The sequence below is a fragment of the Mesorhizobium liriopis genome (genome assembly GCF_024053505.1).
GTDB lineage: Bacteria > Pseudomonadota > Alphaproteobacteria > Rhizobiales > Rhizobiaceae > Mesorhizobium_B > Mesorhizobium_B liriopis.
Genome location: NZ_JAMXQS010000006.1, coordinates 34,060 through 56,244, shown reverse-complemented (window position 1 = coordinate 56,244; position 22,185 = coordinate 34,060). Strand labels below are relative to the sequence as shown.

Genomic DNA, 22,185 nt, shown 5'->3' with positions numbered 1-22,185 from the left:
ACGCCGTTGCGCCGCCTCGCAGACTGTGTTTAGAGAATAAGCAGTCTGTCGCCATGCTCCGTTTTTAGGCAACCAATTTCTTGCTGCTCCATCAGCCTCTCCAGCTGGGTCGAGTCTCGATTCCCAACCGCGTCTTCCTTGCGCCGATGTCCGGCGTCACGGACGAGCCTTTTCGCGTCCGTGCGCATCAGGCGGGCGCGGGCCTCGTCGTGACCGAGATGATCGCGAGTGGCGAGCTCGTCAAAATGCGCGGCGACACCGCGCAACGCATGCGGCGTCCGGATATCCCCGTCCACATGGTCCAGCTCGCCGGCCGCGATGCCTCCGCACTGGCGGAAGCTGCGCGGATCGCCGAAGGTGAGGGCGCCGACATTATCGATATCAATATGGGCTGCCCGGCCAAGAAGGTCACTGGCGGCTATTGCGGCTCGGCCCTCATGCGCGAGCCCGATCATGCCATCAGGCTCATCGCCTCCGTCGTCGAGGCCGTGAAGTTGCCTGTCACGGTGAAAATGCGCCTTGGCTGGGACGAGACCTCGTTGAACGCGCCGCACATCGCCAGCCGCGCGGAACAGGCCGGCGTGCGGATGGTGACCGTCCACGGCCGCACGCGCTGCCAGTTCTATGAAGGCCGCGCCGATTGGCGGGCGATCCGCCGGGTGAGGGAGGCCGTCACCGTGCCGCTCGTTGCGAACGGCGATGTCGCGAGCCCTGCGGATGCGCAGGCGATCCTCGACCAGTCCGGCGCCGACGCCGTCATGGTCGGCCGCGCCACCTACGGTGCCCCTTGGCTGCCGGGCGAAGTGGCATGCGGCGGCTGCCAGAAACCAGCGGACATGGCGTCCTACGTCGTCGAGCACTACCAGGACATGCTTCGCTTCCACGGCGAGCAGAAGGGCTTGCGTCAGGCGCGCAAGCATCTCGGCTGGTATCTCGACAACCACGCGCCACACACGGCGCCGGAGCTGCGCTCCCAGATCATGACTTCGCTCGATCCCTTTGATGTCGCGACGTCACTTCGTGCCGCATTCGCTCCTTTGCCGGAGAAGAAGGCCGCATGAATGCCCCTTCGAAGCCCAAGATCAGCGAGCAGGAAGCGGCGCAGATCGTGCTCAACACGATCCGCCGCCCGGTCTTGATGCTGAATGCCGAGGGGGCCATCAGCTATGCCAATGCCGACGCGGAAGATTTCTTCCGCTCCAGCGCCACCATGCTGGCCCGCACCACGCTCGCGAAACTCGTGCCCTTCGGCAGCCCGATCCTCACGCTGGTCGATCAGGTCCGTGAACGTTACGCGCCGGTCAACGAATACCGCGTCGATGTCTCCTCGCCGCGTCTGGGCATCGAGAAGGTCGTCGACGCCTATGCCGCGCCGGTGCCCGAACTCCCCGGTTCGGTCGTCATCATGCTGCAGGAGCGGTCGATGGCGGAAAAGATCGACCGTCAGATGACCCATCGCAGCGCCGCGCGCTCGGTCACCGGCCTTGCCGCCATGCTCGCGCACGAGATCAAGAATCCGCTTTCCGGAATTCGCGGCGCAGCCCAGCTGCTCGAAAGCACCGTGTCCGACGAGGATCGCACGCTCACCCAGCTGATCCGCGATGAGACCGACCGCATCGTCTCGCTGGTGGACCGCATGGAAGTCTTCTCCGACGAGCGCCCCATCGAGCGCTTCCCGGTGAACATCCATGTCGTGCTCGACCATGTGAAGACGCTCGCGAAAAGCGGCTTTGCCCGCAACATCCGCTTCGAGGAGCATTACGACCCGTCGCTCCCGCCGGTTCACGCCAACCGCGACCAGTTGATCCAGGTCTTCCTCAATCTCGTGAAGAACGCGGCAGAAGCCATTGGCCACAGGGAGGATGGCGAGATCGTTCTTTCCACCGCCTTCCGCCCCGGCATGCGGGTGTCCGTTCCCGGCACGCAGGTGCGTGTCTCGCTGCCTCTGGAATTCTGCGTCGAGGACAATGGCGGCGGCGTGCCTGACGATATCCTGCCGATCCTGTTCGATCCCTTCATCACCACCAAGCCCAACGGCTCCGGTCTGGGCTTGGCACTGGTCGCCAAGATCGTCGGCGATCACGGCGGCATCATCGAGTGCGATTCCACCGGGCGCGGCACGGTCTTCCGTGTGCTGATGCCGGCCTGGAAAGACAGCGCCGAGCCTGACGCTTCATCCGAGGACAATGCATGACGACGCGCGGCCAGATCCTCATCGCGGATGACGATGCCGCGATCCGCACGGTGCTGAATCAGGCGCTGTCGCGCGTCGGCCATGAGGTGCGCACCACGCCCAACGCATCCACGCTCTGGCGCTGGGTCGCGGCAGGCGAGGGCGATCTGGTCATCACCGATGTGGTGATGCCCGATGAGAACGCCTTCGATATGCTGCCACGCATCAAGAAGGCGCGGCCCGATTTGCCGGTCGTCGTCATGAGCGCGCAGAACACCTTCATGACCGCCATCCGCGCCTCGGAAACGGGGGCTTACGAATATCTCCCCAAACCCTTCGACCTCACCGAACTGATCGCCATCGTCAATCGCGCGCTGTCGGAGCCCCGCGCGAAGGCAAACGAGCCCCGCTCGGAAGAGCAGGACGGAATGCCGCTGATCGGCCGATCGGCCGCGATGCAGGACATCTACCGCATGCTCGCCCGCATGATGCAGACGGATCTCACCGTCATGATCAATGGCGAGTCCGGAACCGGCAAGGAGCTCGTTGCCCGCGCGTTGCACGAATATGGTCGTCGTCGTTCGGGCCCCTTCATCGCCATCAACATGGCGGCCATTCCGCGCGATCTGATCGAATCCGAGCTGTTCGGCCATGAGAAGGGCGCCTTCACCGGCGCGCAGCACCGCTCGACGGGCCGCTTCGAGCAGGCGGAAGGCGGCACGCTCTTCTTGGACGAGATCGGCGACATGCCGATGGAGGCGCAGACGCGCCTTCTGCGTGTGCTCCAGCAGGGCGAGTACACCACGGTCGGCGGCCGCACGCCCATCAAGACGGACGTCCGCATCGTCGCTGCCACCAACAAGGACCTGCGCACCCTGATCAATCAGGGGCTGTTCCGCGAAGACCTGTTCTACCGCATCAATGTCGTGCCCTTGCGCCTGCCGCCGCTGCGCGAGCGCAGCGAGGACATCATCGATCTCGTCCGCCACTTCTTCAAGCAGGGTCAGGCCGAAGGCCTGCAGGCCAAGCGCATCTCGCCGCAGGGCTTGGAACTCATGAAGCGCTACCCTTGGCCGGGCAATGTGCGCGAGCTCGAAAATCTCGTGCGCCGGCTGGCGGCCCTTTACCCACAGGACGAAATTTCGGCCGAGATCATCCAGGCCGAACTGCGCGCCGAAGCGCCGTCCACGACCTCGCCGACCGAAAGCGAACTGCCCGACGATCTTTCCGTCGGCCAGGCGGTGGAGCATTACCTCCAACGCTATTTCGCGAGCTTCGGCCCCGAGCTGCCGCCGGCCGGTCTCTATCAGCGCATGCTCGCCGAAGTGGAATATCCGCTCGTGCTCGCTGCCATGACCGCCACGCGCGGGAACCAGATCAAGGCCGCCGATCTGCTCGGTGTGAACCGCAACACCCTTCGCAAGAAGATCCGCGAACTGGGGGTCTCGATTTACCGCTCTTCGCGGCCCTAAATTATACTCGAATGGTAAACTTGTTGCATAATCGCCACAATGCGTTGCATAGGGGTGATTGGCAAAAGGGAACCGTCCGGCCAGATGGCGTCATTCGCCCAGCCACTGCTGCAACGTAAGCTTCCGCGCACCCGCGCGGGCAGCGATGGACGCCGCCTGCTCGCGCTGCCCGGCGTGATCGCGGTCGTCGGCGCACTACTGACCGCCGCCGTTTCCTTCGCGATCCTGATGGGTGCCACGCCCATCACGCCCGACCAGACCACGACCCTGACCCTGATCGGCATCAATGCCGGCTTCGTCGCGTTTCTCCTTGCCCTCATCGGCCGCGAGATACACCGCATCCTGATGGCACGCCGCACGCGCAAGGCCGCGTCGCGCCTTCATGTGCGCATCATCGCCATGTTCTCGCTGGTTGCCGCGCTCCCAGCCGTGCTCGTGGCCGTGGTTGCGTCGATCACGCTCGATGTCGGTCTCGACCGCTGGTTCGAGATCCGCACCAAGACGATCATCAATTCCTCGCTCTCGATTGCCGAAGCCTATGTGCAGGAGAACGCGCGCAACCTTCAGGGCACTACCTTGTCGATGGCCTATGACCTCGACAACGCGCGCACGCTCTACGGCCTGGATCGCACGGGTTTCCGCGAGTTCATGAGCGAGCAGGCGCAAGGGCGCTCCCTGGCTCACGCAGCGCTCCTGCGTGGCGACGGCTCCTTCGAGATGACGGCTGAAACGCGCGCCGATTTCGCCATGCCAGAGCCACCTGTCGATGCGGTGAAGACCGCAGCCGACGGTAAGCCGGTGCTGATCGAGCCGCGCACGCGCAACATCGTCGGCGCCATCGTCAAGCTCAAGCAATACGACAACTCCTATCTCTACACGATCCGCACGGTGGACCCGGAAGTGATCCGCGCGCGTCAGATCGTGACGGCGAATTCGAATGAATATCGCGGACTCGAAAACAACCGCCGCACCACGCAGATCGCCTTTGCCGTGCTTTATCTCGGCGTCACGCTCATCATCGTCCTTTCCGCCATCTGGACCGGCATCGCGGTCGCCGACCGGCTTGTTCGCCCCATCCGCCAGCTCATCGGTGCGGCCGACGAAGTGGCCGGCGGCAATCTCGACGTGAAGGTCCCCGTCCGCCCCTCGGACGGCGATGTCGGTGCGCTGGCCGATACGTTCAACAACATGATCGGCGAGCTGAAATCCCAGCGCAACGAATTGCTGGAAGCCAACTACCAGATCGACGAACGCCGCCGCTTCTCCGAAGCCGTGCTGTCGGGCGTGACGTCGGGCGTCATCGGCGTCGATCCCGATGGCATGGTGACGATCCTCAACCCGTCCGCCGAAGCCATGCTCGGCATCGCCATGCAGGACGCGGAGGGGCAGACGCTTTCCAGCCTCCTGCCGCATGTCGGGCAGGTGTTCGAAGTCGCGCGCTCCAGCCACAAGCCCGTCTACCGCGAACAGGTCACGTTTTTCCGAGGCGGTGCCGAGCGCACCTTCAATGTGCAGGTCACCGAAGAAAGCGGCGAGGGGGGCGATGAGGAATCGTCCTTCGTCGTCACGGTCGATGACATCACCGATCTCGTGCAGGCTCAGCGCAGCTCGGCCTGGGCCGATGTCGCCCGTCGCATCGCGCACGAGATCAAGAACCCGCTGACGCCCATCCAGCTCTCCGCCGAACGCATCCGCCGCCGCTACGGCAAGGTCATCACCGAAGACCGCGAAGTTTTCGACCAGTGCACGGACACGATCATCCGGCAGGTCGAGGATATCGGCCGCATGGTCGATGAGTTCTCGGCCTTCGCGCGCATGCCCAAGCCCGAGATGAAGCAGATGGATCTGCGCGAGCCGCTCCGCGAGGCCTCGTTCCTGGTGGAAGTCAGCCAGCCCAACATCAAGTTCTCGCGCGATCTGGGAGATGAGAAACTGGCTGGCACCTTCGACAGCCGCCTGCTCACGCAGGCTTTCGGCAACATCATCAAGAACGCGGCGGAAGCCATCGAAAGCGCGTCCTATGGTGAGAACGAAAGCGGCCACATCCATGTCCGCTCGCGCCGCGAAGGCCCGCAGCTGCGCGTCGATGTGATCGACAACGGCAAAGGTCTGCCGCGTGAGAATAGGCAGCGGCTTCTCGAGCCCTATATGACGACGCGCGCGAAGGGGACGGGGCTCGGCCTCGCAATCGTCAAGAAGATCATCGAGGACCACGGCGGCTCGATCGAGTTGAACGATGCGCCCGTGCGCTTCCACGGCGGTCGCGGCGCGATGGTGACATTGCGCCTGCCGCCCACCGGCGAAACCGAATTGAAAGCGAAAGAGAGGGTCGAACATGGCGTCTGACATCCTCGTCGTCGATGACGAGGCCGATATCCGTGAGCTGGTGGCCGGCATCCTCAGCGACGAAGGCCACGACACGCGCACCGCGCATGACAGCGACTCCGCCCTTCAGGCCATCGCAGACCGCGTACCCCGTCTTGTTTTTCTCGACATCTGGATTCAGGGCTCGCGCCTCGACGGCCTCGAGCTTCTCGACAAGATCAAGGCCATGCATCCCAATCTGCCGGTGGTGATGATCTCCGGCCATGGCACGATCGAGACCGCCGTCTCGGCTCTCCGCCGTGGTGCTTATGACTTCATCGAAAAGCCCTTCAAGGCCGACCGGCTGGTGCTGATTGCCGAACGCGCGCTTGAAACATCGAAGCTCAAGCGTGAGGTGTCCGACCTCAAGCTGCGCAGCGGTGAGACCTTCGATCTCATCGGCATGTCATCCGGCATGGTGCAGCTTCGCCAGGCCATCGAACGCGTGGCACCGACCAACAGCCGCGTCATGATCATCGGCCCATCCGGCTCCGGAAAAGAGCTGGTCGCGCGCGCGATCCACGGCAACTCGTCGCGCGCCGCCGGTCCCTTCGTCTCGCTCAACGCGGCAGCCATTACGCCCGAGCGCATGGAGATCGAGCTCTTTGGCACCGAGTCGAACAACGGCGGCGAGCGCAAGGTCGGTGCGCTGGAAGAGGCCCACAAGGGCATCCTCTACCTCGACGAGGTCGCCGACATGCCGCGCGAAACGCAGGGCAAGATCCTGCGCGTCTTGGTCGATCAGCAGTTCGAGCGGGTAGGGGGCACGAAGCGCGTCAAGGTCGATGTGCGCATCATCTCGTCCACCGCGCACAATCTCGAAGCCATGATCGCCGATGGACGCTTCCGCGAGGACCTTTATCACCGCCTCGCCGTCGTGCCCGTCATGGTGCCGCCTCTCGCCGAGCGCCGCGAGGACATTCCCTATCTCGTCGATCACTTCATGAAGCAGATCGCGCGTCAGGCCGGCATCAAGCCGCGCCGTATCGGCGACGATGCGATGGCGGTCATCCAGGCCCACAACTGGCCGGGCAATGTCCGCCAGCTGCGCAACAATATCGAGCGCCTGATGATCCTGGTACGCGGCGGCGATGTCGATTCTCCCATCACCGCCGACCTGCTGCCCTCGGAGATCGGCGACGTCATGCCGAAGACGCCGTCGCAATCGGACGTGCACATCATGGCGCTGCCACTGCGCGAGGCGCGTGAGATGTTCGAGAAGGAATATCTGATCGCGCAGATCAACCGCTTCGGCGGCAATATCTCCCGCACCGCCGAATTCATCGGCATGGAGCGCTCGGCACTCCACCGCAAACTCAAGTCCCTCGGAGTCTGACGTGCCGCGCATCGCCTATGTCAACGGCCGCTATCTGCCGCACAACCAGGCCTCGGTTCACATCGAGGATCGCGGCTACCAGTTCGCCGATGGCGTCTACGAAGTCTGCGAGGTCGCGCGCGGCTTCATCGTGGACCGCAAGCGCCACCTCGACCGGCTCGACCGCTCGCTGGGCGAACTCTCCATCGCATGGCCGATCCGCCGCCCCGTGCTCGAGATGGTGATGGGGGAAGTGGTGCGCCGCAACCACGTCACCAACGGCCTCGTCTATCTCCAGGTAACGCGTGGGGTCGCCCCGCGTGACCACGTCTTCCCGAAGCCCGGCACGCCGTCTTCGCTGGTCATCACCTCCAAGCGCACCGATCCGAAGGCGGGCAACGACCGCGCCGAAAAAGGCATCAGCGTCATCACCGTACCGGAGAACCGCTGGGATCGCGTGGACATCAAATCCGTCGGTCTCCTTCCCAACGTGCTCGCGCGTCAGGCCGCGAAAGAAAAGGGCGCCTATGAGGCCTGGTTCGTCGATTCGGACGGCACCGTGAAGGAAGGGGCTGCGACCAATGCGTGGATTGTCACCAAGGACGGCACGCTCGTCACGCGCCCGGCCGAACACGGCATCCTGCGCGGGGTAACCCGCACGACGCTTTTCGATCTCGCTCGCCAGGAAGGGCTGCGAATCGAAGAGCGCGGCTTCACTGTGGACGAGGCATTGGCCGCGCGCGAGGCCTTCATCACCGCCGCCACCACGCTCGTGATGCCTGTCGTGGAGATCGATGGGCGCACCGTTGCCAACGGTCACCCCAGCTCCATCGCGCTATCCTTGCGAAAGGCATTTTTTGACATTGCGGAAAAGATACCCGCCTGATACCGCCAATGATTGCAGTCTCGAATGGCGACTGGAAGCGCCGCGACTGCAATCAAGTGGGACTTCGCGAATCTGCCTTTCCCTCACCGGGTTCGCGAACTGAGGCAAAGAAAAGAATAAAGCATGGCTGACAAGTCTCAGAACCTTCAGGACTTGTTCCTGAACTCCGTTCGCAAGAGCAAGAATCCTCTCACCATTTTCCTGATCAACGGCGTGAAACTCACCGGCGTGGTCACTTCTTTCGACAACTTCTGCGTTCTGCTTCGCCGCGACGGTCACTCGCAGCTCGTTTATAAGCATGCCATCTCCACGATCATGCCGAGCCAGCCCGTGAACATGTTCGAAGGCGAAGACGCAAGCTAAGGAACTTCATTGGTTTCTCGCGAAGGCCCGAGCGGCCGCAAATCGGGCGAGGGTGGTGAGCCCACCCGCGCCTTGGTGATCGTGCCTTGGCTGACCCGCATCCAGCGCGGAGAGGACGATGCGAGCCCCAACCGTCCGCGCCTGTCCCGCGCGCCTGAAGCGCGCCGCGAGGAAGCCGCCGGTCTCGCCCGCGCCATCGATCTCGATGTGGTCGATGCGCAGGTCGTCACGCTGAACGATCCACGCCCCGCGACGCTGCTGGGCAGCGGCAAGGTCGAGGATTTCGCCGAACAGATCGACCGCGAGAAGATCGAGCTGGTGGTGGTCGATCACGCGCTGACGCCCGTTCAGCAGCGCAATCTCGAAAAGGAATGGAAAGCCAAGGTACTCGACCGCACCGGGCTGATCCTCGAGATCTTCGGTGAACGCGCGCGGACCAAGGAAGGCGTGCTGCAGGTCGATCTCGCTCATCTCGAATACCAGAAGGGCCGCCTCGTTCGCTCGTGGACTCACCTTGAACGCCAGCGCGGTGGCGCGGGCTTTCTGGGCGGCCCGGGCGAAACCCAGATCGAATCCGACCGCCGCCTGATTCAGGAAAAAATCATCAAGCTCAAGCGCGAGCTCGAAACCGTGCGCCGGACGCGCGAGCTTCACCGCGCCAAGCGCAGGAAAGTGCCGTTTCCGGTGGTCGCCATCGTCGGCTACACCAATGCCGGCAAATCAACGCTCTTCAACCGGCTGACCGGCGCCGAGGTGCTGGCCGAGAACATGCTCTTCGCCACGCTCGACCCGACGCTGCGCCGCCTTCGCCTGCCGCACGGCACGCCCGTCATCCTGTCCGACACCGTGGGCTTCATCTCGAACCTGCCGACGCACCTGATCGCTGCCTTCCGCGCGACACTGGAAGAAGTCGTCGAGGCCGACCTGATCCTGCATGTCCGCGACATCTCCGATCCCGACACGGCGGCCCAGGCCGAGGATGTCGAAGGCATCCTGCGCGATCTCGGTATCGAACCGGCCAACGCCAAGCTGATCGAAGTCTGGAACAAGATCGACGCACTGCCGGAAGACGACCGCGAGCGGCTCATCGCGGAAAGCCAGGGCGAGGGCGCTGAACGCCCTGTCGCCATTTCCGCCATCACCGGCGAAGGTCTCTCCGCCCTCACCGAGCGCATCGAGCGCGAACTTGCCGGCGAATTGGTTGATTTCACGATCCGTCTGTCGCCCGACCGCCTTTCGCGCCTACAAACCGTCTACGAGACCGCCGATGTCGTCTCGCGCCAGGACGAAGAAGACGGCTCCGTGACGCTCAATCTGCGCGGCACTCGCTCCGCGCGCGACGATCTGGAAAAGCTCTCGGCCGCTTGAGCGGCCGCGATCCGGAGCGACGGGAATTCACAATCCTCCGCCCGGCGTTCGGAACAAAAGCGACCTCGGTCCGAAACAAGCGCCGGGTCAGCAACGGGGCCAACACGTCGCGGCCTGAGCCCAATATTGACGCACCGACATCTCCAGCCTTCAGAGGCGCAGAAATTGGGGCAAAGGCGAGCGAATACCGCCAACCGATCCCTCGGCCCGCCAACCAGCTCACGAGGTGCCGAGTTCGCATCCGAACTCATGCAACCGAAGAGGTATTCAGGCCTCTTTGCTTTGAGAGCGAGACCGAATTAGCCGAGAAGCACGAAGCCTTCAGCCATGAAGATGGGAGGCTGGCGCGGCTTGCAATCAGGTTAGGTCGTCGGAACGTCGACGATTTCGATTCAGCACGATGCGCAAAAAAGGTGTGACGCGCTGGTATGGCAACCGCCGACCGATACGCAACGGTTCGAAAGCGAACGCCGCCGTCTGTGGTCGGCCAGAGCGCGGTGGCACAATATGGTCAGAAGCCACTTTGGCCTGCGGTTTCCTGCTCGGATTTCTTGGCATCCACCCAAAGCACTTCCATCTCGTCCAGCGATGCCGATGCGAGATCGCGGCCCTGACTGACAAGCGCATCCTCGACCGAGGTGAATCGCCGCCTGAACTTCGCATTCGTGCCCCGCAGCGCCGTATCGGGATCGACGTCCAGATGCCGCGCGAGATTGACGACCGCGAACAGCAGGTCGCCGACCTCATCCTGGATGCGTGAAGCATCTTCCTTTTGAACGATGACCGAGCGGATTTCCTCCAGCTCCTCGTCGATCTTTCCAAGCACCTGCGACGCCTTTGGCCAATCGAACCCGACTGTCGCCGCTTTCCGCTGAAGCTTGAGCGCCGCCATCGTTGCCGGAAGCGCGTTCGGGATGTCGCCGAGAAATCCAGCGCTTTTGTTCGGCCGACCGGCCCGCTCGGCCTGCTTGGACGCCTCCCACGAGAGCTTGGCCGCCTTGGCACTCTGTGCGCGTTCTTCACCGAACACATGCGGATGCCGCCGGATCATCTTCCGCGTGATCGCCATCACCACATCGCCGAACGCGAACCCGCCGCTCTCGGATGCCAGCTGCGAGTGATAAACGACCTGCAGCAAAAGATCGCCCAGCTCGTCGCAGAGATCGTCCATGTCGCCACGCTCGATCGCATCGGCAACCTCGTAAGCCTCCTCGATCGTGTAAGGAGCGATGGTCGCGAAGCTCTGCTCGATATCCCACGGACATCCGTCCACCGGGTCGCGCAACGCCCGCATAATCCCAATCAGCATCGCGATATCGGAGGAAGGCTCGACGTCCATCGGAATCACCAGTTCGAGGGGAGGCAATGTTCCAATCTCAATACCGGGCTCCAATGCCATTCGCCACAGCCCACCTTGCCACCGGCACCCATACCTGCCAGTCGCATAAGATATATTATGGAACTGATATTGATCTCAGGTCGCACGCGGATTTGCCCATCGGTCCTGCGTTCAGCAGTCACGCTCAACGCGCCTGCCGTCGCTCATCCGATCCTACGGATCATCGTGACGCTTCAGCATTTTCGCCAGGCTCAGCCACATCCCTTCGCCGCTTCGCCGGAGGAGTATCGCCCCAGTCAGGGCAACGTGAAGAATTTATGCCTGTCACCATCTCCGACCAAGCTCTCATGACCTGCTGGACATCGGACATGCACGGGCGTCAATCGAGAGCCTGCCGACGAACATCGCTCAAACGAAAAAGCGGCGCCGTGTGTCCGACGCCGCTCACTCATCAAACAACCACTCGCTAGCTCGGCGCTTTAATAGCGCCGGATCAACCCGACCAGCTTGCCCTGAACCTTCACCCGGTCGGGTCCGAAGATCCGCGTCTCATAGGCCGGGTTGGCAGCCTCGAGCGCGATCGAGGCACCTTTGCGACGGAAGCGCTTCAGCGTGGCTTCCTGGTCGTCCACCAGGGCCACGACGATATCGCCGCCATTGGCCGTGCTCGCATTGCGGATGATCACCGTATCACCGTCAAGGATACCGGCGTCCACCATCGAGTCGCCGCGCACTTCCAGCGCGTAGTGCTCGCCGCCGGCCAGCATCTCGGGCGGCACCACGATGGAATGGGTCTGGCTCTGAATCGCGTCGATCGGAACACCGGCTGCGATACGGCCCATCACCGGCAGAGAAACGAATGCCTCGCGTGTCTCGACAGCAGCGGGCTTCCTGATCTCAACCGGCTTTTTACCAAGGCTACCCTCGATCACACTCGGCGAGAACTTGCGAGGCGCAGCAAGGCTCGGCGTCGACGATTCGGGCAGCTTCAGAACTTCCAGCGCTCGCGCGCGGTTCGGCAGACGACGGATGAAGCCCCGCTCCTCCAACGCCATGATCAAGCGATGAATGCCGGATTTCGAAGCCAGATCAAGGGCTTCCTTCATTTCGTCGAATGAGGGCGGAATGCCGCTTTCCTTCATCCGTTCATGGATGAAAAGCAAAAGCTCATGCTGTTTGCGGGTAAGCATCGCGCGCCTCGGGAATCAATCAAAAACAAAACCAGAACAAACAGTAGTCTTTCGTTCTCATCCGCGCAAGTCCGCGATTTCCCGAAGCTTTCCGGAGCTCAACGCGGTGGTTCAGCCGTCTTCACCTTCGGTGCGTCTTTGCGAGGCCTGACATATTCCGCGAGGCCTCGCGCCGCACGCGAGAAGCGGCGATGGCTGTGCCAAGGACGGTATTCCTCACGCAGTGCGAACCGCACCAACGGCGCCTCGTTTGGCTCGGACGGCCACCATATCTCCGCTGCACCCCGGCGGGCCAGATCACGAGCCGATAGAATGAGCGACGGCCCTGCAGGCGACGGGCATGGTTCGACTGAAGCCTCGGACACGACGAGGACGCTCGCCTTGCCGCAAAGCGCTTTCCCAGCCTTTCCGTTCGAGGCAAAAGCCACGCTCCGATCACCCTCACCCGCTTGGCAGGTCTCGCCGGCACATTGGAAACCGGCTTTTCCGAGCTTGTTGACAGTCTCGACATCGAACGCGTTCTGCCAATTCTGGGCAATGAATGCCGATGGTCGGTCCATGTTGAACGCCACCGAACCGTCGGCCGTCGCATGCCGACGAGCTTGGCGTCCTCGGAAATGTAGAGGTCCGGCGTGCTCCGAATTGTCATTCCAAGGCCGGCCACCAGCAGCAATGGCACAGAAAGGTGCCTCAGGCGTGTCGTGGCGCTCGCGAACACGATCAGCGCCACCGTGCCCACTGCCAGTGTGACGGTGGGAACAAGTCCGATGGCATCGCGCGGCGTATAGGACGCGCACCATGCTGCCACCACCAGCATCGCTTTCAAACCGAACCCGACCACAGCCCAGGCGAGCCAGTCGAGGCCGAAGGGCATGAGGATCATGCCGAGCAGGCAGAACGGCATCACGAGGATCGACACCAACGGCATGACGGCAAGGTTTGCCACGACACCGAAGGGCGATGCGCGCTGAAAATGGTAGGCGCTGAACAGCAGCGTCGCGCTGCCCGCCACGAGCGAAGTCGCGGCACCGCCGGCGACAACCACGCCGAGCCAATGAACGGCGCTCGAAATGACGCCTCGATCCCCCGGCGGCGAGTGCGACCGCATCCGTTGGCGATCCACCCACCATCCATAGGCGGCGATCAGCGCGGCGGTTGCCGCGAACGACATCTGAAAGCTCGGCCCCATCACCTCGTGCGGCGCGAAAAGAATGGTGATGCCGGCCGCAATCGCGAGGTTGCGCATGGTCAGCGCCGCGCGGTCGAACATCACGGCCAGAAGGATTACGGCCAGCATCACATAAGACCGCTGCGCCGCCACATCGCCGCCCGAAAAGAAGAAGTATCCCGTCAAAAGCGCCAGCGCTCCTGCCGACGCGACTTTCCTCACCGCATGACGCGAGGCATGAGCTGGAAACAACGCGAGAACGAAGCGCAAACTGCCCAGCGCAATGCCCGCCACCAGCGCCATATGCAGCCCCGAGATAGAGAGAATGTGCGCCAGACCTGTCTTGCGCAGAACCTCGTTCACATCCTCCGGAATGCCCGCGCGAATGCCGACCACGAGCGCTGCCGCGATCTGCCCCTCGGTGCCGCCGATCGTTCCGGCAATGCGATCCGCGATGCGCGCCCTGGCATTCTCCAGCGCGCCCTGCCAACCGGCAGGATGCCTCGGATCATCCGGCAGCAATTCAGGGTCGCGGAGAAAGAACCCGCTCGCCCCGATGCCGTCGAAATAGCTTTCGAACGAAAAGTCGTAGCCACCCGGACGAACCGGCCCCGAAGGCGGCATCAGCCGGACGATGCCCGAAACGAGACTTCCCGCCCTAACTCCGTCCGGCACTTTCCGCGCGGAAACCCGGACCCGTTCCGGCGCGTAGCGCAGCTTGGGTCGTTCGGTCGAAACCACGTCGAGCGTCAGCCGCGTCCGCCCGTTCGCCATCCGCTCGATCTGCACCACCTGCGCGGTCAGCTTGGTGCTGATCTCCGAACCGATGACACGCGTCGAGTGGCGCAGCGTCTCGAGCTTCCCGGCCAGGGCGCCGACGGAGATCAACAGGAGTGTCACCACCGCGAGCGTCGAGGCGCGGCCAAGCGCCAGCCTCCACAAGACTGACATGGCGGCGACCACTGCCAGAACAGGCAGCCAGAGCGGCGGCTCGAACGGTGCAAGGAAGTAGAGAACGGCGCCGAACCCCAGCGCCACCGTGCCAAGCAGAAAGAGGATCCCGCGATCTTCCTCGATTGCCAAGTCCCGCCGCAACGCGCCGATTGAAACGCGCGGCAAGGCAAGCGCGAGCGGCCGGAGCATCGCCCGGCTGCCGCTTGCCAGCACCCTCCCCGGCGCGTCGCTCATCCCCAGCCCGCCCTTGCGCGGTGTCTCGCCTATGCTACATCACCCGCACCGCAAACCGACGCGGGCGGTTCTTCTGTCGCCCGAGCGAGACTTTTCATGACAGACCGCATCGTAACGCGCTTCGCGCCGTCGCCCACAGGCTATCTGCATATCGGCGGCGCGCGCACGGCACTTTTCAACTGGCTTTATTCGAAGCACACCAACGGCACGATGCTGCTTCGCATCGAGGACACCGATCGCGAGCGTTCGACGGATGCCGCCACCGCCGCGATTCTCGATGGCTTGAGCTGGCTCGGCCTCGAATGGGACGGCGAGCCGATATCGCAATTCGAACGCGCCCCGCGCCATCGCGAGGTCGCCGAAGAGCTGGTCGCCAAGGGCGAAGCCTACTACTGCTACACCACGCCCGCCGAGCTCGACGCGATGCGTGAGAAGGCGAAGGCCGAGGGCCGGCCGCCCCGCTATGATGGCCGCTGGCGCGACCGTGATCCGGCCGAAGCGCCCGAAGGCGTCAGGCCCGTTATCCGCATCAAGGCGCCACAGGAGGGCGAAACCGTCGTGTACGACCGCGTGCAGGGCGAAGTGCGCTTTCCGAACAAGGATCTGGACGATTTCATCATCCTGCGCTCCGACGGCACGCCGACCTACATGCATGCCGTGGTTGTCGATGACCACGACATGGGCGTCACCCACATCATTCGCGGCGACGACCATCTCACCAACGCCGCCCGCCAAACGGTGATCTACAAGGCGATGGGCTGGGATGTGCCGGTCATGGCCCATATCCCGCTGATCCACGGCCAGGACGGCGCCAAGCTTTCCAAGCGTCACGGCGCGCTGGGGGTCGAGGCCTATCGCGAACTGGGATACCTGCCCGCGGCGCTGCAGAACTACCTCGCCCGCCTCGGCTGGAGCCATGGCGACGACGAGGTCATGTCGCTTGAGAACATGATCGCCTGGTTCGACATCGACGACGTCAACAAAGGCGCGGCGCGCTTCGATTTCGACAAGCTGACCGCGCTCAACGGCATTCACATGCGCGCCATGGGCGATGAGGCCCTCGCCGATGCGCTGATTGCTACCCAGCCCTTTCTGCCGAACGGCACACTCATTGAAGCCGCGAAGACCGATCACGGCCGCGCCCTCCTAGTCCAGGCTATGGCGGGTCTCAAGGACCGCGCCAAGACGCTGGTGGAACTCGCCGAAGGTGCCGCCTTCCTTTTCGCCCAGCGTCCGCTCGCGCTGGATGAGAAAGCGAGAAGCCTCGTTTCGGGACCCGGTTTCGAAATGCTCCGGAAGGGTGCCGAAGCGCTGCGGGGGGTGAATGCGAATTGGTCAGCCGCGTCCACCGAGGCCGCGATTCGCACCGTCGCCGCTGAAACCGGGGCAAAGCTTGGCGCCCTCGCCCAGCCATTGCGCGCAGCCCTCACCGGCCGCAGCACCTCGCCGGGCGTCTTCGACGTGCTTGCCGTGCTTGGCCGGGACGAAAGCCTCGCGCGGATTGACGATTGCTTGGCAGAGGCGCAGTAAGGGCTATTGCTGCATTGCAATATTTCAAGCAGGCAACCTCCCCCACCGCCTGCTGTTAAGTGATTGAACGAGGAAACGCTCTTTCGCGCATATCTGCCGCAGCCCGGAACCGGAAATCCCGGCGCGGCCCCCAAGGAGTTAGCGATGGTGGAATCGACGGCGAAGCTGGAATTCGGCGGCAAGGAAAACGAATACAAGGTACGAAAAGGCACCGTCGGTCCGGACGTGATCGACATCGCGGCACTTTACAAGAACACCGGTGCCTTCACTTACGACCCCGGCTTCACCTCGACCGCAAGCTGCGAGTCGAAGATCACCTTCATCGACGGTGACGAAGGTATGCTGCTGCATCGTGGCTACCCGATCGACCAGCTGGCCGAGCACGGCGACTTCCTCGAAATCTGCTACCTGCTTCTCTATGGCGACCTGCCGACCAAGAGCCAGAAGGACGACTTCGACCACCGCGTGACGCACCACACCATGGTGCATGAACAGATGTCGCGCTTCTTCACCGGCTTCCGCCGCGACGCCCATCCGATGGCGGTCATGTGCGGCGTGGTCGGCGCTCTCTCGGCGTTTTACCACGACTCCACGGATATCTCTGATCCGCACCAGCGCATGGTGGCCTCCATCCGCCTGATCGCGAAGATGCCGACGATTGCTGCTATGGCCTACAAGTATCACATCGGCCAGCCCTTCGTTTATCCGCGCAACGAACTCTCCTTCGCGGCGAACTTCCTCCATATGTGCTTCGCAGTCCCTTGCGAGGAATACAAGGTGAACCCGGTTCTGGCCCGCGCCATGGACCGCATCTTCATCCTCCATGCCGATCACGAGCAGAACGCCTCGACCTCGACCGTGCGTCTCGCCGGCTCCTCGGGCGCCAATCCGTTCGCCTGTATCGCTGCCGGCATCGCCTGTCTCTGGGGCCCGGCGCATGGCGGCGCCAACGAAGCCGCGCTCAACATGCTGTCCGAGATCGGCACCGTCGATCGCATCCCGGAATATGTCGCGCGCGCCAAGGACAAGAACGACCCGTTCCGCCTGATGGGCTTCGGCCACCGCGTCTACAAGAACTACGATCCGCGCGCCAAGATCATGCAGCGCACCACGCATGAAGTGCTCGGCGAACTCGGCATCAAGGACGATCCGACGCTCGATGTCGCCATCGAGCTCGAGCGCATCGCGCTGACCGACGAGTACTTCATCGAAAAGAAGCTCTACCCGAACATCGACTTCTATTCGGGCATCACGCTCAAGGCGCTGGGCTTCCCCACCACCATGTTCACGGTGCTCTTTGCGCTGGCCCGTACGGTCGGCTGGATCGCGCAGTGGAAGGAAATGGTCGAGGATCCGCAGCAGAAGATCGGCCGCCCCCGCCAGCTCTACACCGGCTCGCCGGAACGCGACTACGTGCCGATCGCCAAGCGCTGATCAGCGCTTCAGAAGATCGAGAACAACGCCCGCGCCGATCTCGGCTGCGGGCGTTTCCGTTTCGAGCCGCCGGCGCACCTCGGCAAATCCGTCGAGTTGCCAGGCGCGCAGTGGGGTCTTGTCCCACAGCGCCTCCACCTGCCGCGCCAGATTTGCCGGCCGGATCATCTCGTCGAAGAACTCGCTGATGATCGGCCGATCCGAAATCAGGTTCGGCAGGTTCGCCGACCACGATTGGATCAGAAAGCGGAACGGCCGCGAGATCGCATCCAGCCGGTAGGACGACACATGCGGGATGCCGGCGACCGCGAGTTCCAGCGAAATCGTGCCGGAAGCGATCAGCGCCGCATCCCCACGCGCCAGCGCGGCGAGCTTGTCCGCAGGCTCCAAGAGAACTGTCGGCCGATGCTTCCACCGTGCGGTGGCTTCCTCGACGAGCGGTGCCACATGGGGAACGGTCGGCAGCAGAAGCTCGGGCACGCCGCCTCGACCGGCGAGAATGTCCACCACCTTCTCGAAATCGGGCAGCAGACGCCTCACCTCGCTCCGCCGCGACCCCGGCAGCAGAAGAAGCGTCTTGCCCGCCTCCCTTGCCGCCACCGTTTCCCGCTTGCCTCTCACCTCGGCCAGCCCGGCATCGTGCGTCAGCCGGTGGCCGACATAGGTGCCGGGCGGTCCGGCTAGGCGCTTCAATTCCGCCGGCTCGAACGGCAGATGGCACAGCACATGATTCACGAACCCGGCCATCGTCTTTGCCCGCCCCGGCCGCCATGCCCACACGCTCGGACAGACGTAATGGACCACAGGCACGGTGGGCTGCGTGGCATGGAACCGCTTGGCGACGCGCAACGAAAAATCCGGCACGTCGACTGTGAGCAGAACATCGAGTTCGGAGCGCGCGAGAGATTTTGCGGTAAAATCGATACGACGCAGAATTCGCGGCAACCCGGCAACGACAGCCCCGATGCCGACCAGCGCGATCTCATGCGGATCGAAAAGCGACTGCAGGCCCAGCCGCTGAAGATGCCGCCCGCCGACGCCGACGAGTTCCACAGTCCGCCCGCTTCGCCGCGCGATCGCCTCGATCAGTTCCGCCGCGAGGATGTCGCCGGACTCTTCTCCCGAAACGACAGCGATGCGAAGGGGCCGCGTCTCACTGCTCATCGCAAACCAACCACGAACAGACCCAGCCTTTCAGCCTCCGCCTGAAGTTCCGGCAGATCGAGCACCAGCGAGCGCTCGGCCTCGACGCCGATCCCCGCTAAGCCTGCCTGATGGGCGCGGAACACGGTATCAGGGCCGACCGTCGGCAAATCGGCTCGCAACTCCTGCTCGGGCTTGGCACATTTGACGAGCACCCCACGCTGGGCGTTAGCCAGCCTGCCATGACCGCGCAGCCCCGCCACCCGTTCCAGCAATCCGTCCGTGCCTTCGATCCCCTCAAGAGCGATCACCCTGCCCCCGATCGCGACCGCGGCCTGCCCGATATCGAGCGCACCGATCGCTTTTGCCGCCTTCAGCGCAGCTTCAAGGTCGCGCGCATCGCCTTTGGTCGGCTTGATCGCTGTCATCGCACCAAGCGGCGCAAGCAGCTGCGGCGCGATCTCATGCGCGCCGACCACTGTCAGGCCCTGCGATTCCAGATGGCGCACCAGAATGCGCAGCAAACCGTCATCGCCCTGAACCAAGGCCTTGGCGATAGTCGGCACCAGCCCCAACAGGCGCATGCTCGGCCGGAAGCTTCGCCAGTTCGGCCGGCGCGTGATCGCTCCCGACAACACCACCGTCGAAACGCGGTTCTTTTTGAGAAGCGAAACGAGTTCGGCGATCCGCTCGGGCGGAAGCTCCGCGTGGTCGAAGTCGCGCAATCGCGGCGCAGTCTGCGCGTCGTTTCCTGCGAGCACGATGAAGGGCGGCGTGCCGTTTGCAGCGAGTTGGTCGGCCACGTCGAGGGGCAAACGCCCCTCGCCCGCGATCACGCCGAAGCGTGTGCCCGGCTTCAGGTCGATCCGGCGATCACTCGCCCGAATCGTCATCGAGCAGCGCGCCCGCCAGCGGCGGCACCGTATATTGCCGCTTGCCGCGATGGGTCAGGAAATCGAATATCTTCCTGGCGTTCGCCGAGAATGTCTCGCTCTGCGCGCCCACGCGTCCGATGTTTTCAGACAACGGGTGCTCATGCGAGAAAATGTCGAGATAAAGCTGGCGCAGCTGGTGAATTTCGGCGCGCGACATGCCCGAGCGGCGCAGACCCACGATATTCAGCCCGCGCAGCTTCGCCCGGTTGCCCGCGGCGATACCGAACGGGATGACATCCCCCACCACCGCCGAGCAACCGCCCACGAACGCGCCATCGCCGATGCGCACGAACTGATGAACTGCGGTGAGCCCACCGATATTCACGCTGTCGCCGATCTCACAATGCCCGCCAAGCGTCGCGCCATTGGCGAATGTGCAGTTGCGGCCGACGATGCAGTCATGGGCAATATGGGAATAAGCGAGGAAGTTGCCGTTCTCGCCGATGATCGTTTCGCCCCGGCTCGTATCGGTGCCGAGATGCATGGTCACCGCTTCGCGGATGATCGTGTTCGCGCCGACCATCAGCGTGGTGCGACCGCCTTTGTGCTTGGCGTTCTGCGGTGGCGCGCCGAGCACGGCCTGCGGAAACACCTTGCAGCCGGCCCCAAGCGTGGTCGCACCCATCACGGCCACATGGCTCGCCAGCGAAACATTGTCGCCGAGCACCGCATCGGCGCTCACATGGCAGAAGGGACCGACGGACACGCCAGAGCCCAGTTGCGCCCCCGCCTCGACGACGGCGGAAGGATGAATCGAGACTTCATGCGGCATCGGTCGCAGCTCCCCCAGTCGAGGTCGGCTGGCGCGACGAACCCATCATCGCTGAGATCTCGGCCTCGGCCACCTTGCCGCCATCGACCACTGCCTCGCAGGCGAAGCGCCAGATATTGCCGCGCTTCTTGAGCTTGCGCACATGAATCTCCAGCCGGTCGCCCGGCACCACGGGCTTGCGGAACTTCGCATTGTCGATGGTCATGAAGTAAACGATAGCCGTGTCCGACGCGCCGCTCGCGCGGATGCAGATCGCACCTGCTGTCTGCGCCATTGCCTCGATGATCAACACACCCGGCATCACCGGGAAGGACGGGAAATGGCCTTGGAAATGCGGCTCGTTGATCGTCACGTTCTTGATGCCGATCGCCGAATTGTCGGCGTCGATCTCGATGATCTTGTCGACCAGAAGAAACGGATAGCGATGCGGCAGGAGCCGCATCAGCTCGTTGATTTCGACCGCGCCGAGCTCGGCCTTCTCGCCTTCAGCCATCCGACTGCTTTCCCTTTCCGCTATCCGCCAGCCGCCGCACTGCTGCGACGCCGCGGAAGAATTCCCGCAACGGCTGAGCCGGCGTTCCCGCCCACTTCTCGCCTGCCGGAATATCGTTCATCACACCGCTGGATGCTGCAAGCTGCGCGCCTGAGCCGATATTGAGATGATCCGCCAGTCCAACCCGGCCGCCCAGCATCACGCCGTCGCCGAGTACGGTCGAGCCTGAAATCCCGCTATGGCTGGCAATCAGGCAGCTGCGCCCGATCCGCACATTGTGTGCGATCTGCACGAGATTATCGATCTTGGTGTTCTCGCCGATCACCGTGTCTTCGAGCGCGCCGCGGTCGATCGTCGTATTCGCGCCGATCTCGACATTGTCCTGAATGATCACCCGGCCGATCTGCGGGATCTTTTCCGGCCCCTTGGCGCCGCCCACATAGCCGAACCCGTCCTGCCCGATCCGCGCCCCCCCATGGATCACGACACCGTTGCCGATATGGGCGCACTGAACGCTGGCATTCGGGCCGAGATAGCAGAAACGTCCAATCTTGCATGCCCTGCCGATCACGGCATTGGGCGCGATCACCGTGCCCGCGCCGATCTCGACGTCCGGCCCGACCACCGCTCCGGCTTCCACCACCACGCCATCCTCGAGGCGAGCGCTCGGGTCGATATGAGCGTTCGGTGAAACGCCGCGCTGAGTTGTCAGCGCATGGGGGAAAGCCGCTTCGGGGTAAAGCTTGCGCCCGATCTCGGCGAATGCGCGCTGCGGCTTTTGAATGAGGAGAGCCGCCACACCCTGCGGCACGCTCGCTTCGAGTTCCGGCGAGCACAGAACCGCACCGGCTCGGATACCTTCGAGCATCGGCGCATTGCGCTTGCCTTCAACAAAAGCGAGATCGGTTGACGTCGCAGAGGCGGCCGACGCAATCCCGCTGATTTCCCGTTCCGCATGCGTCTCGTCGCGCAACGTCGCACCCAAAAGCGATGCGATCTCGCCGACCGTCAGCGGTCCCGAGATAGGAAAAAACGAGGAATCACTCATGCGG

At 63.5% G+C, this 22,185-nt stretch carries 18 protein-coding genes; 10 read left to right on the top strand and 8 right to left on the bottom strand.

The features are described 5' to 3' along the window. Positions 1-80: 80 nt before the first annotated feature. The 8 genes from dusB (at position 81) to hflX (ending at position 9,941) form a co-directional block, all read left to right on the top strand. Positions 81-1,061 (top strand): tRNA dihydrouridine synthase DusB, encoded by a 981-nt coding sequence (dusB, locus tag NGM99_RS12385; protein ID WP_252819351.1) that lies wholly within the window; start codon positions 81-83, stop codon positions 1,059-1,061. After that, a complete protein-coding gene (locus NGM99_RS12380; RefSeq protein ID WP_252819349.1) occupies positions 1,058-2,194 on the top strand; it encodes a two-component system sensor histidine kinase NtrB in 1,137 nt (378 codons plus the stop codon). Before dusB ends, NGM99_RS12380 begins: the two co-directional genes overlap by 4 nt. After that, positions 2,191-3,645 carry a nitrogen regulation protein NR(I) gene (gene ntrC / locus NGM99_RS12375; protein ID WP_252819347.1) on the top strand — a complete coding sequence of 485 codons (1,455 nt, stop codon included), beginning with the start codon at positions 2,191-2,193 and terminating at the stop codon, positions 3,643-3,645. Before NGM99_RS12380 ends, ntrC begins: the two co-directional genes overlap by 4 nt. A gap of 84 nt (positions 3,646-3,729) precedes the next feature. Further along, the gene (locus NGM99_RS12370; RefSeq protein WP_252819345.1) at positions 3,730-5,991 is read left to right on the top strand and encodes a sensor histidine kinase NtrY-like; all 2,262 of its coding nucleotides are present in this window, start codon (positions 3,730-3,732) and stop codon (positions 5,989-5,991) included. Continuing rightward, positions 5,981-7,345, top strand: a complete 1,365-nt coding sequence (gene ntrX, locus NGM99_RS12365) for a nitrogen assimilation response regulator NtrX (RefSeq protein WP_252819343.1) — start codon at positions 5,981-5,983, stop codon at positions 7,343-7,345. The genes NGM99_RS12370 and ntrX overlap by 11 nt, the downstream gene beginning before the upstream one ends. A 1-nt stretch (position 7,346) precedes the next feature. Beyond that, on the top strand, positions 7,347-8,210 hold the full coding sequence (locus NGM99_RS12360) for a D-amino-acid transaminase (RefSeq protein ID WP_252819341.1): 864 nt from the start codon (positions 7,347-7,349) through the stop codon (positions 8,208-8,210). Positions 8,211-8,333: 123 nt separating this feature from the next. Continuing rightward, positions 8,334-8,573, top strand: a complete 240-nt coding sequence (hfq, locus tag NGM99_RS12355) for an RNA chaperone Hfq (protein ID WP_252819339.1) — start codon at positions 8,334-8,336, stop codon at positions 8,571-8,573. A gap of 9 nt (positions 8,574-8,582) precedes the next feature. Continuing rightward, positions 8,583-9,941, top strand: a complete 1,359-nt coding sequence (gene hflX, locus NGM99_RS12350) for a GTPase HflX (RefSeq protein WP_252819338.1) — start codon at positions 8,583-8,585, stop codon at positions 9,939-9,941. Positions 9,942-10,452: 511 nt separating this feature from the next. Here hflX and mazG read toward each other — a convergent pair. The 3 genes from mazG to NGM99_RS12335 all read right to left on the bottom strand — a co-directional run bounded on the left by mazG (position 10,453) and on the right by NGM99_RS12335 (position 14,826). Next, positions 10,453-11,280 (bottom strand): nucleoside triphosphate pyrophosphohydrolase, encoded by an 828-nt coding sequence (gene mazG / locus NGM99_RS12345; protein ID WP_252820032.1) that lies wholly within the window; start codon positions 11,278-11,280, stop codon positions 10,453-10,455. A gap of 479 nt (positions 11,281-11,759) precedes the next feature. After that, positions 11,760-12,470: a transcriptional repressor LexA gene (gene lexA / locus NGM99_RS12340; RefSeq protein WP_252819336.1), complete on the bottom strand. Its 711-nt coding sequence runs from the start codon at positions 12,468-12,470 to the stop codon at positions 11,760-11,762. A gap of 121 nt (positions 12,471-12,591) precedes the next feature. Then, the gene (locus tag NGM99_RS12335) at positions 12,592-14,826 is read right to left on the bottom strand and encodes a ComEC/Rec2 family competence protein (RefSeq protein WP_252819334.1); all 2,235 of its coding nucleotides are present in this window, start codon (positions 14,824-14,826) and stop codon (positions 12,592-12,594) included. 96 nt (positions 14,827-14,922) lie between these two features. On the opposite strand from NGM99_RS12335, the gene gltX reads away from it, so the two are divergent. Both gltX and gltA read left to right on the top strand, forming a co-directional pair. Beyond that, positions 14,923-16,356: a glutamate--tRNA ligase gene (gene gltX, locus NGM99_RS12330; RefSeq protein ID WP_252819332.1), complete on the top strand. Its 1,434-nt coding sequence runs from the start codon at positions 14,923-14,925 to the stop codon at positions 16,354-16,356. A 144-nt stretch (positions 16,357-16,500) separates the two neighbouring features. Next, on the top strand, positions 16,501-17,790 hold the full coding sequence (gltA, locus tag NGM99_RS12325; RefSeq protein WP_252819330.1) for a citrate synthase: 1,290 nt from the start codon (positions 16,501-16,503) through the stop codon (positions 17,788-17,790). Here gltA and NGM99_RS12320 read toward each other — a convergent pair whose 3' ends face one another. The 5 genes from NGM99_RS12320 to lpxD are packed head-to-tail and all read right to left on the bottom strand — an operon-like array spanning position 17,791 to position 22,181. Further along, on the bottom strand, positions 17,791-18,954 hold the full coding sequence (locus NGM99_RS12320) for a lipid-A-disaccharide synthase (protein WP_252819328.1): 1,164 nt from the start codon (positions 18,952-18,954) through the stop codon (positions 17,791-17,793). After that, complete coding sequence (locus tag NGM99_RS12315) at positions 18,951-19,826, bottom strand: LpxI family protein (RefSeq protein WP_252819326.1); 876 nt, start codon at positions 19,824-19,826, stop codon at positions 18,951-18,953. The genes NGM99_RS12320 and NGM99_RS12315 overlap by 4 nt, the downstream gene beginning before the upstream one ends. Further along, positions 19,807-20,640, bottom strand: a complete 834-nt coding sequence (gene lpxA / locus NGM99_RS12310) for an acyl-ACP--UDP-N-acetylglucosamine O-acyltransferase (protein ID WP_252819325.1) — start codon at positions 20,638-20,640, stop codon at positions 19,807-19,809. Before lpxA ends, NGM99_RS12315 begins: the two co-directional genes overlap by 20 nt. Further along, on the bottom strand, positions 20,630-21,133 hold the full coding sequence (gene fabZ / locus NGM99_RS12305) for a 3-hydroxyacyl-ACP dehydratase FabZ (protein ID WP_252819323.1): 504 nt from the start codon (positions 21,131-21,133) through the stop codon (positions 20,630-20,632). Before fabZ ends, lpxA begins: the two co-directional genes overlap by 11 nt. After that, positions 21,126-22,181, bottom strand: coding sequence for a UDP-3-O-(3-hydroxymyristoyl)glucosamine N-acyltransferase (gene lpxD, locus NGM99_RS12300; RefSeq protein WP_252819322.1), 1,056 nt, complete (start codon positions 22,179-22,181; stop codon positions 21,126-21,128). Before lpxD ends, fabZ begins: the two co-directional genes overlap by 8 nt. Positions 22,182-22,185 lie beyond the last annotated feature (4 nt).

Bases quoted from the DNA above. Each gene is read 5' to 3' on its own strand.
- lexA (WP_252819336.1), bottom strand. From the start codon at position 12,470: ATGCTTACCCGCAAACAGCATGAGCTTTTGCTTTTCATCCATGAACGG.
- ntrX (WP_252819343.1), top strand. From the start codon at position 5,981: ATGGCGTCTGACATCCTCGTCGTCGATGACGAGGCCGATATCCGTGAG.
- NGM99_RS12335 (WP_252819334.1), bottom strand. From the start codon at position 14,826: ATGAGCGACGCGCCGGGGAGGGTGCTGGCAAGCGGCAGCCGGGCGATG.
- gltA (WP_252819330.1), top strand. From the start codon at position 16,501: ATGGTGGAATCGACGGCGAAGCTGGAATTCGGCGGCAAGGAAAACGAA.
- NGM99_RS12320 (WP_252819328.1), bottom strand. From the start codon at position 18,954: ATGAGCAGTGAGACGCGGCCCCTTCGCATCGCTGTCGTTTCGGGAGAA.
- ntrC (WP_252819347.1), top strand. From the start codon at position 2,191: ATGACGACGCGCGGCCAGATCCTCATCGCGGATGACGATGCCGCGATC.
- mazG (WP_252820032.1), bottom strand. From the start codon at position 11,280: ATGGACGTCGAGCCTTCCTCCGATATCGCGATGCTGATTGGGATTATG.
- lpxA (WP_252819325.1), bottom strand. From the start codon at position 20,640: ATGCCGCATGAAGTCTCGATTCATCCTTCCGCCGTCGTCGAGGCGGGG.
- fabZ (WP_252819323.1), bottom strand. From the start codon at position 21,133: ATGGCTGAAGGCGAGAAGGCCGAGCTCGGCGCGGTCGAAATCAACGAG.
- gltX (WP_252819332.1), top strand. From the start codon at position 14,923: ATGACAGACCGCATCGTAACGCGCTTCGCGCCGTCGCCCACAGGCTAT.
- hfq (WP_252819339.1), top strand. From the start codon at position 8,334: ATGGCTGACAAGTCTCAGAACCTTCAGGACTTGTTCCTGAACTCCGTT.
- NGM99_RS12370 (WP_252819345.1), top strand. From the start codon at position 3,730: ATGGCGTCATTCGCCCAGCCACTGCTGCAACGTAAGCTTCCGCGCACC.
- NGM99_RS12315 (WP_252819326.1), bottom strand. From the start codon at position 19,826: ATGACGATTCGGGCGAGTGATCGCCGGATCGACCTGAAGCCGGGCACA.
- lpxD (WP_252819322.1), bottom strand. From the start codon at position 22,181: ATGAGTGATTCCTCGTTTTTTCCTATCTCGGGACCGCTGACGGTCGGC.
- NGM99_RS12380 (WP_252819349.1), top strand. From the start codon at position 1,058: ATGAATGCCCCTTCGAAGCCCAAGATCAGCGAGCAGGAAGCGGCGCAG.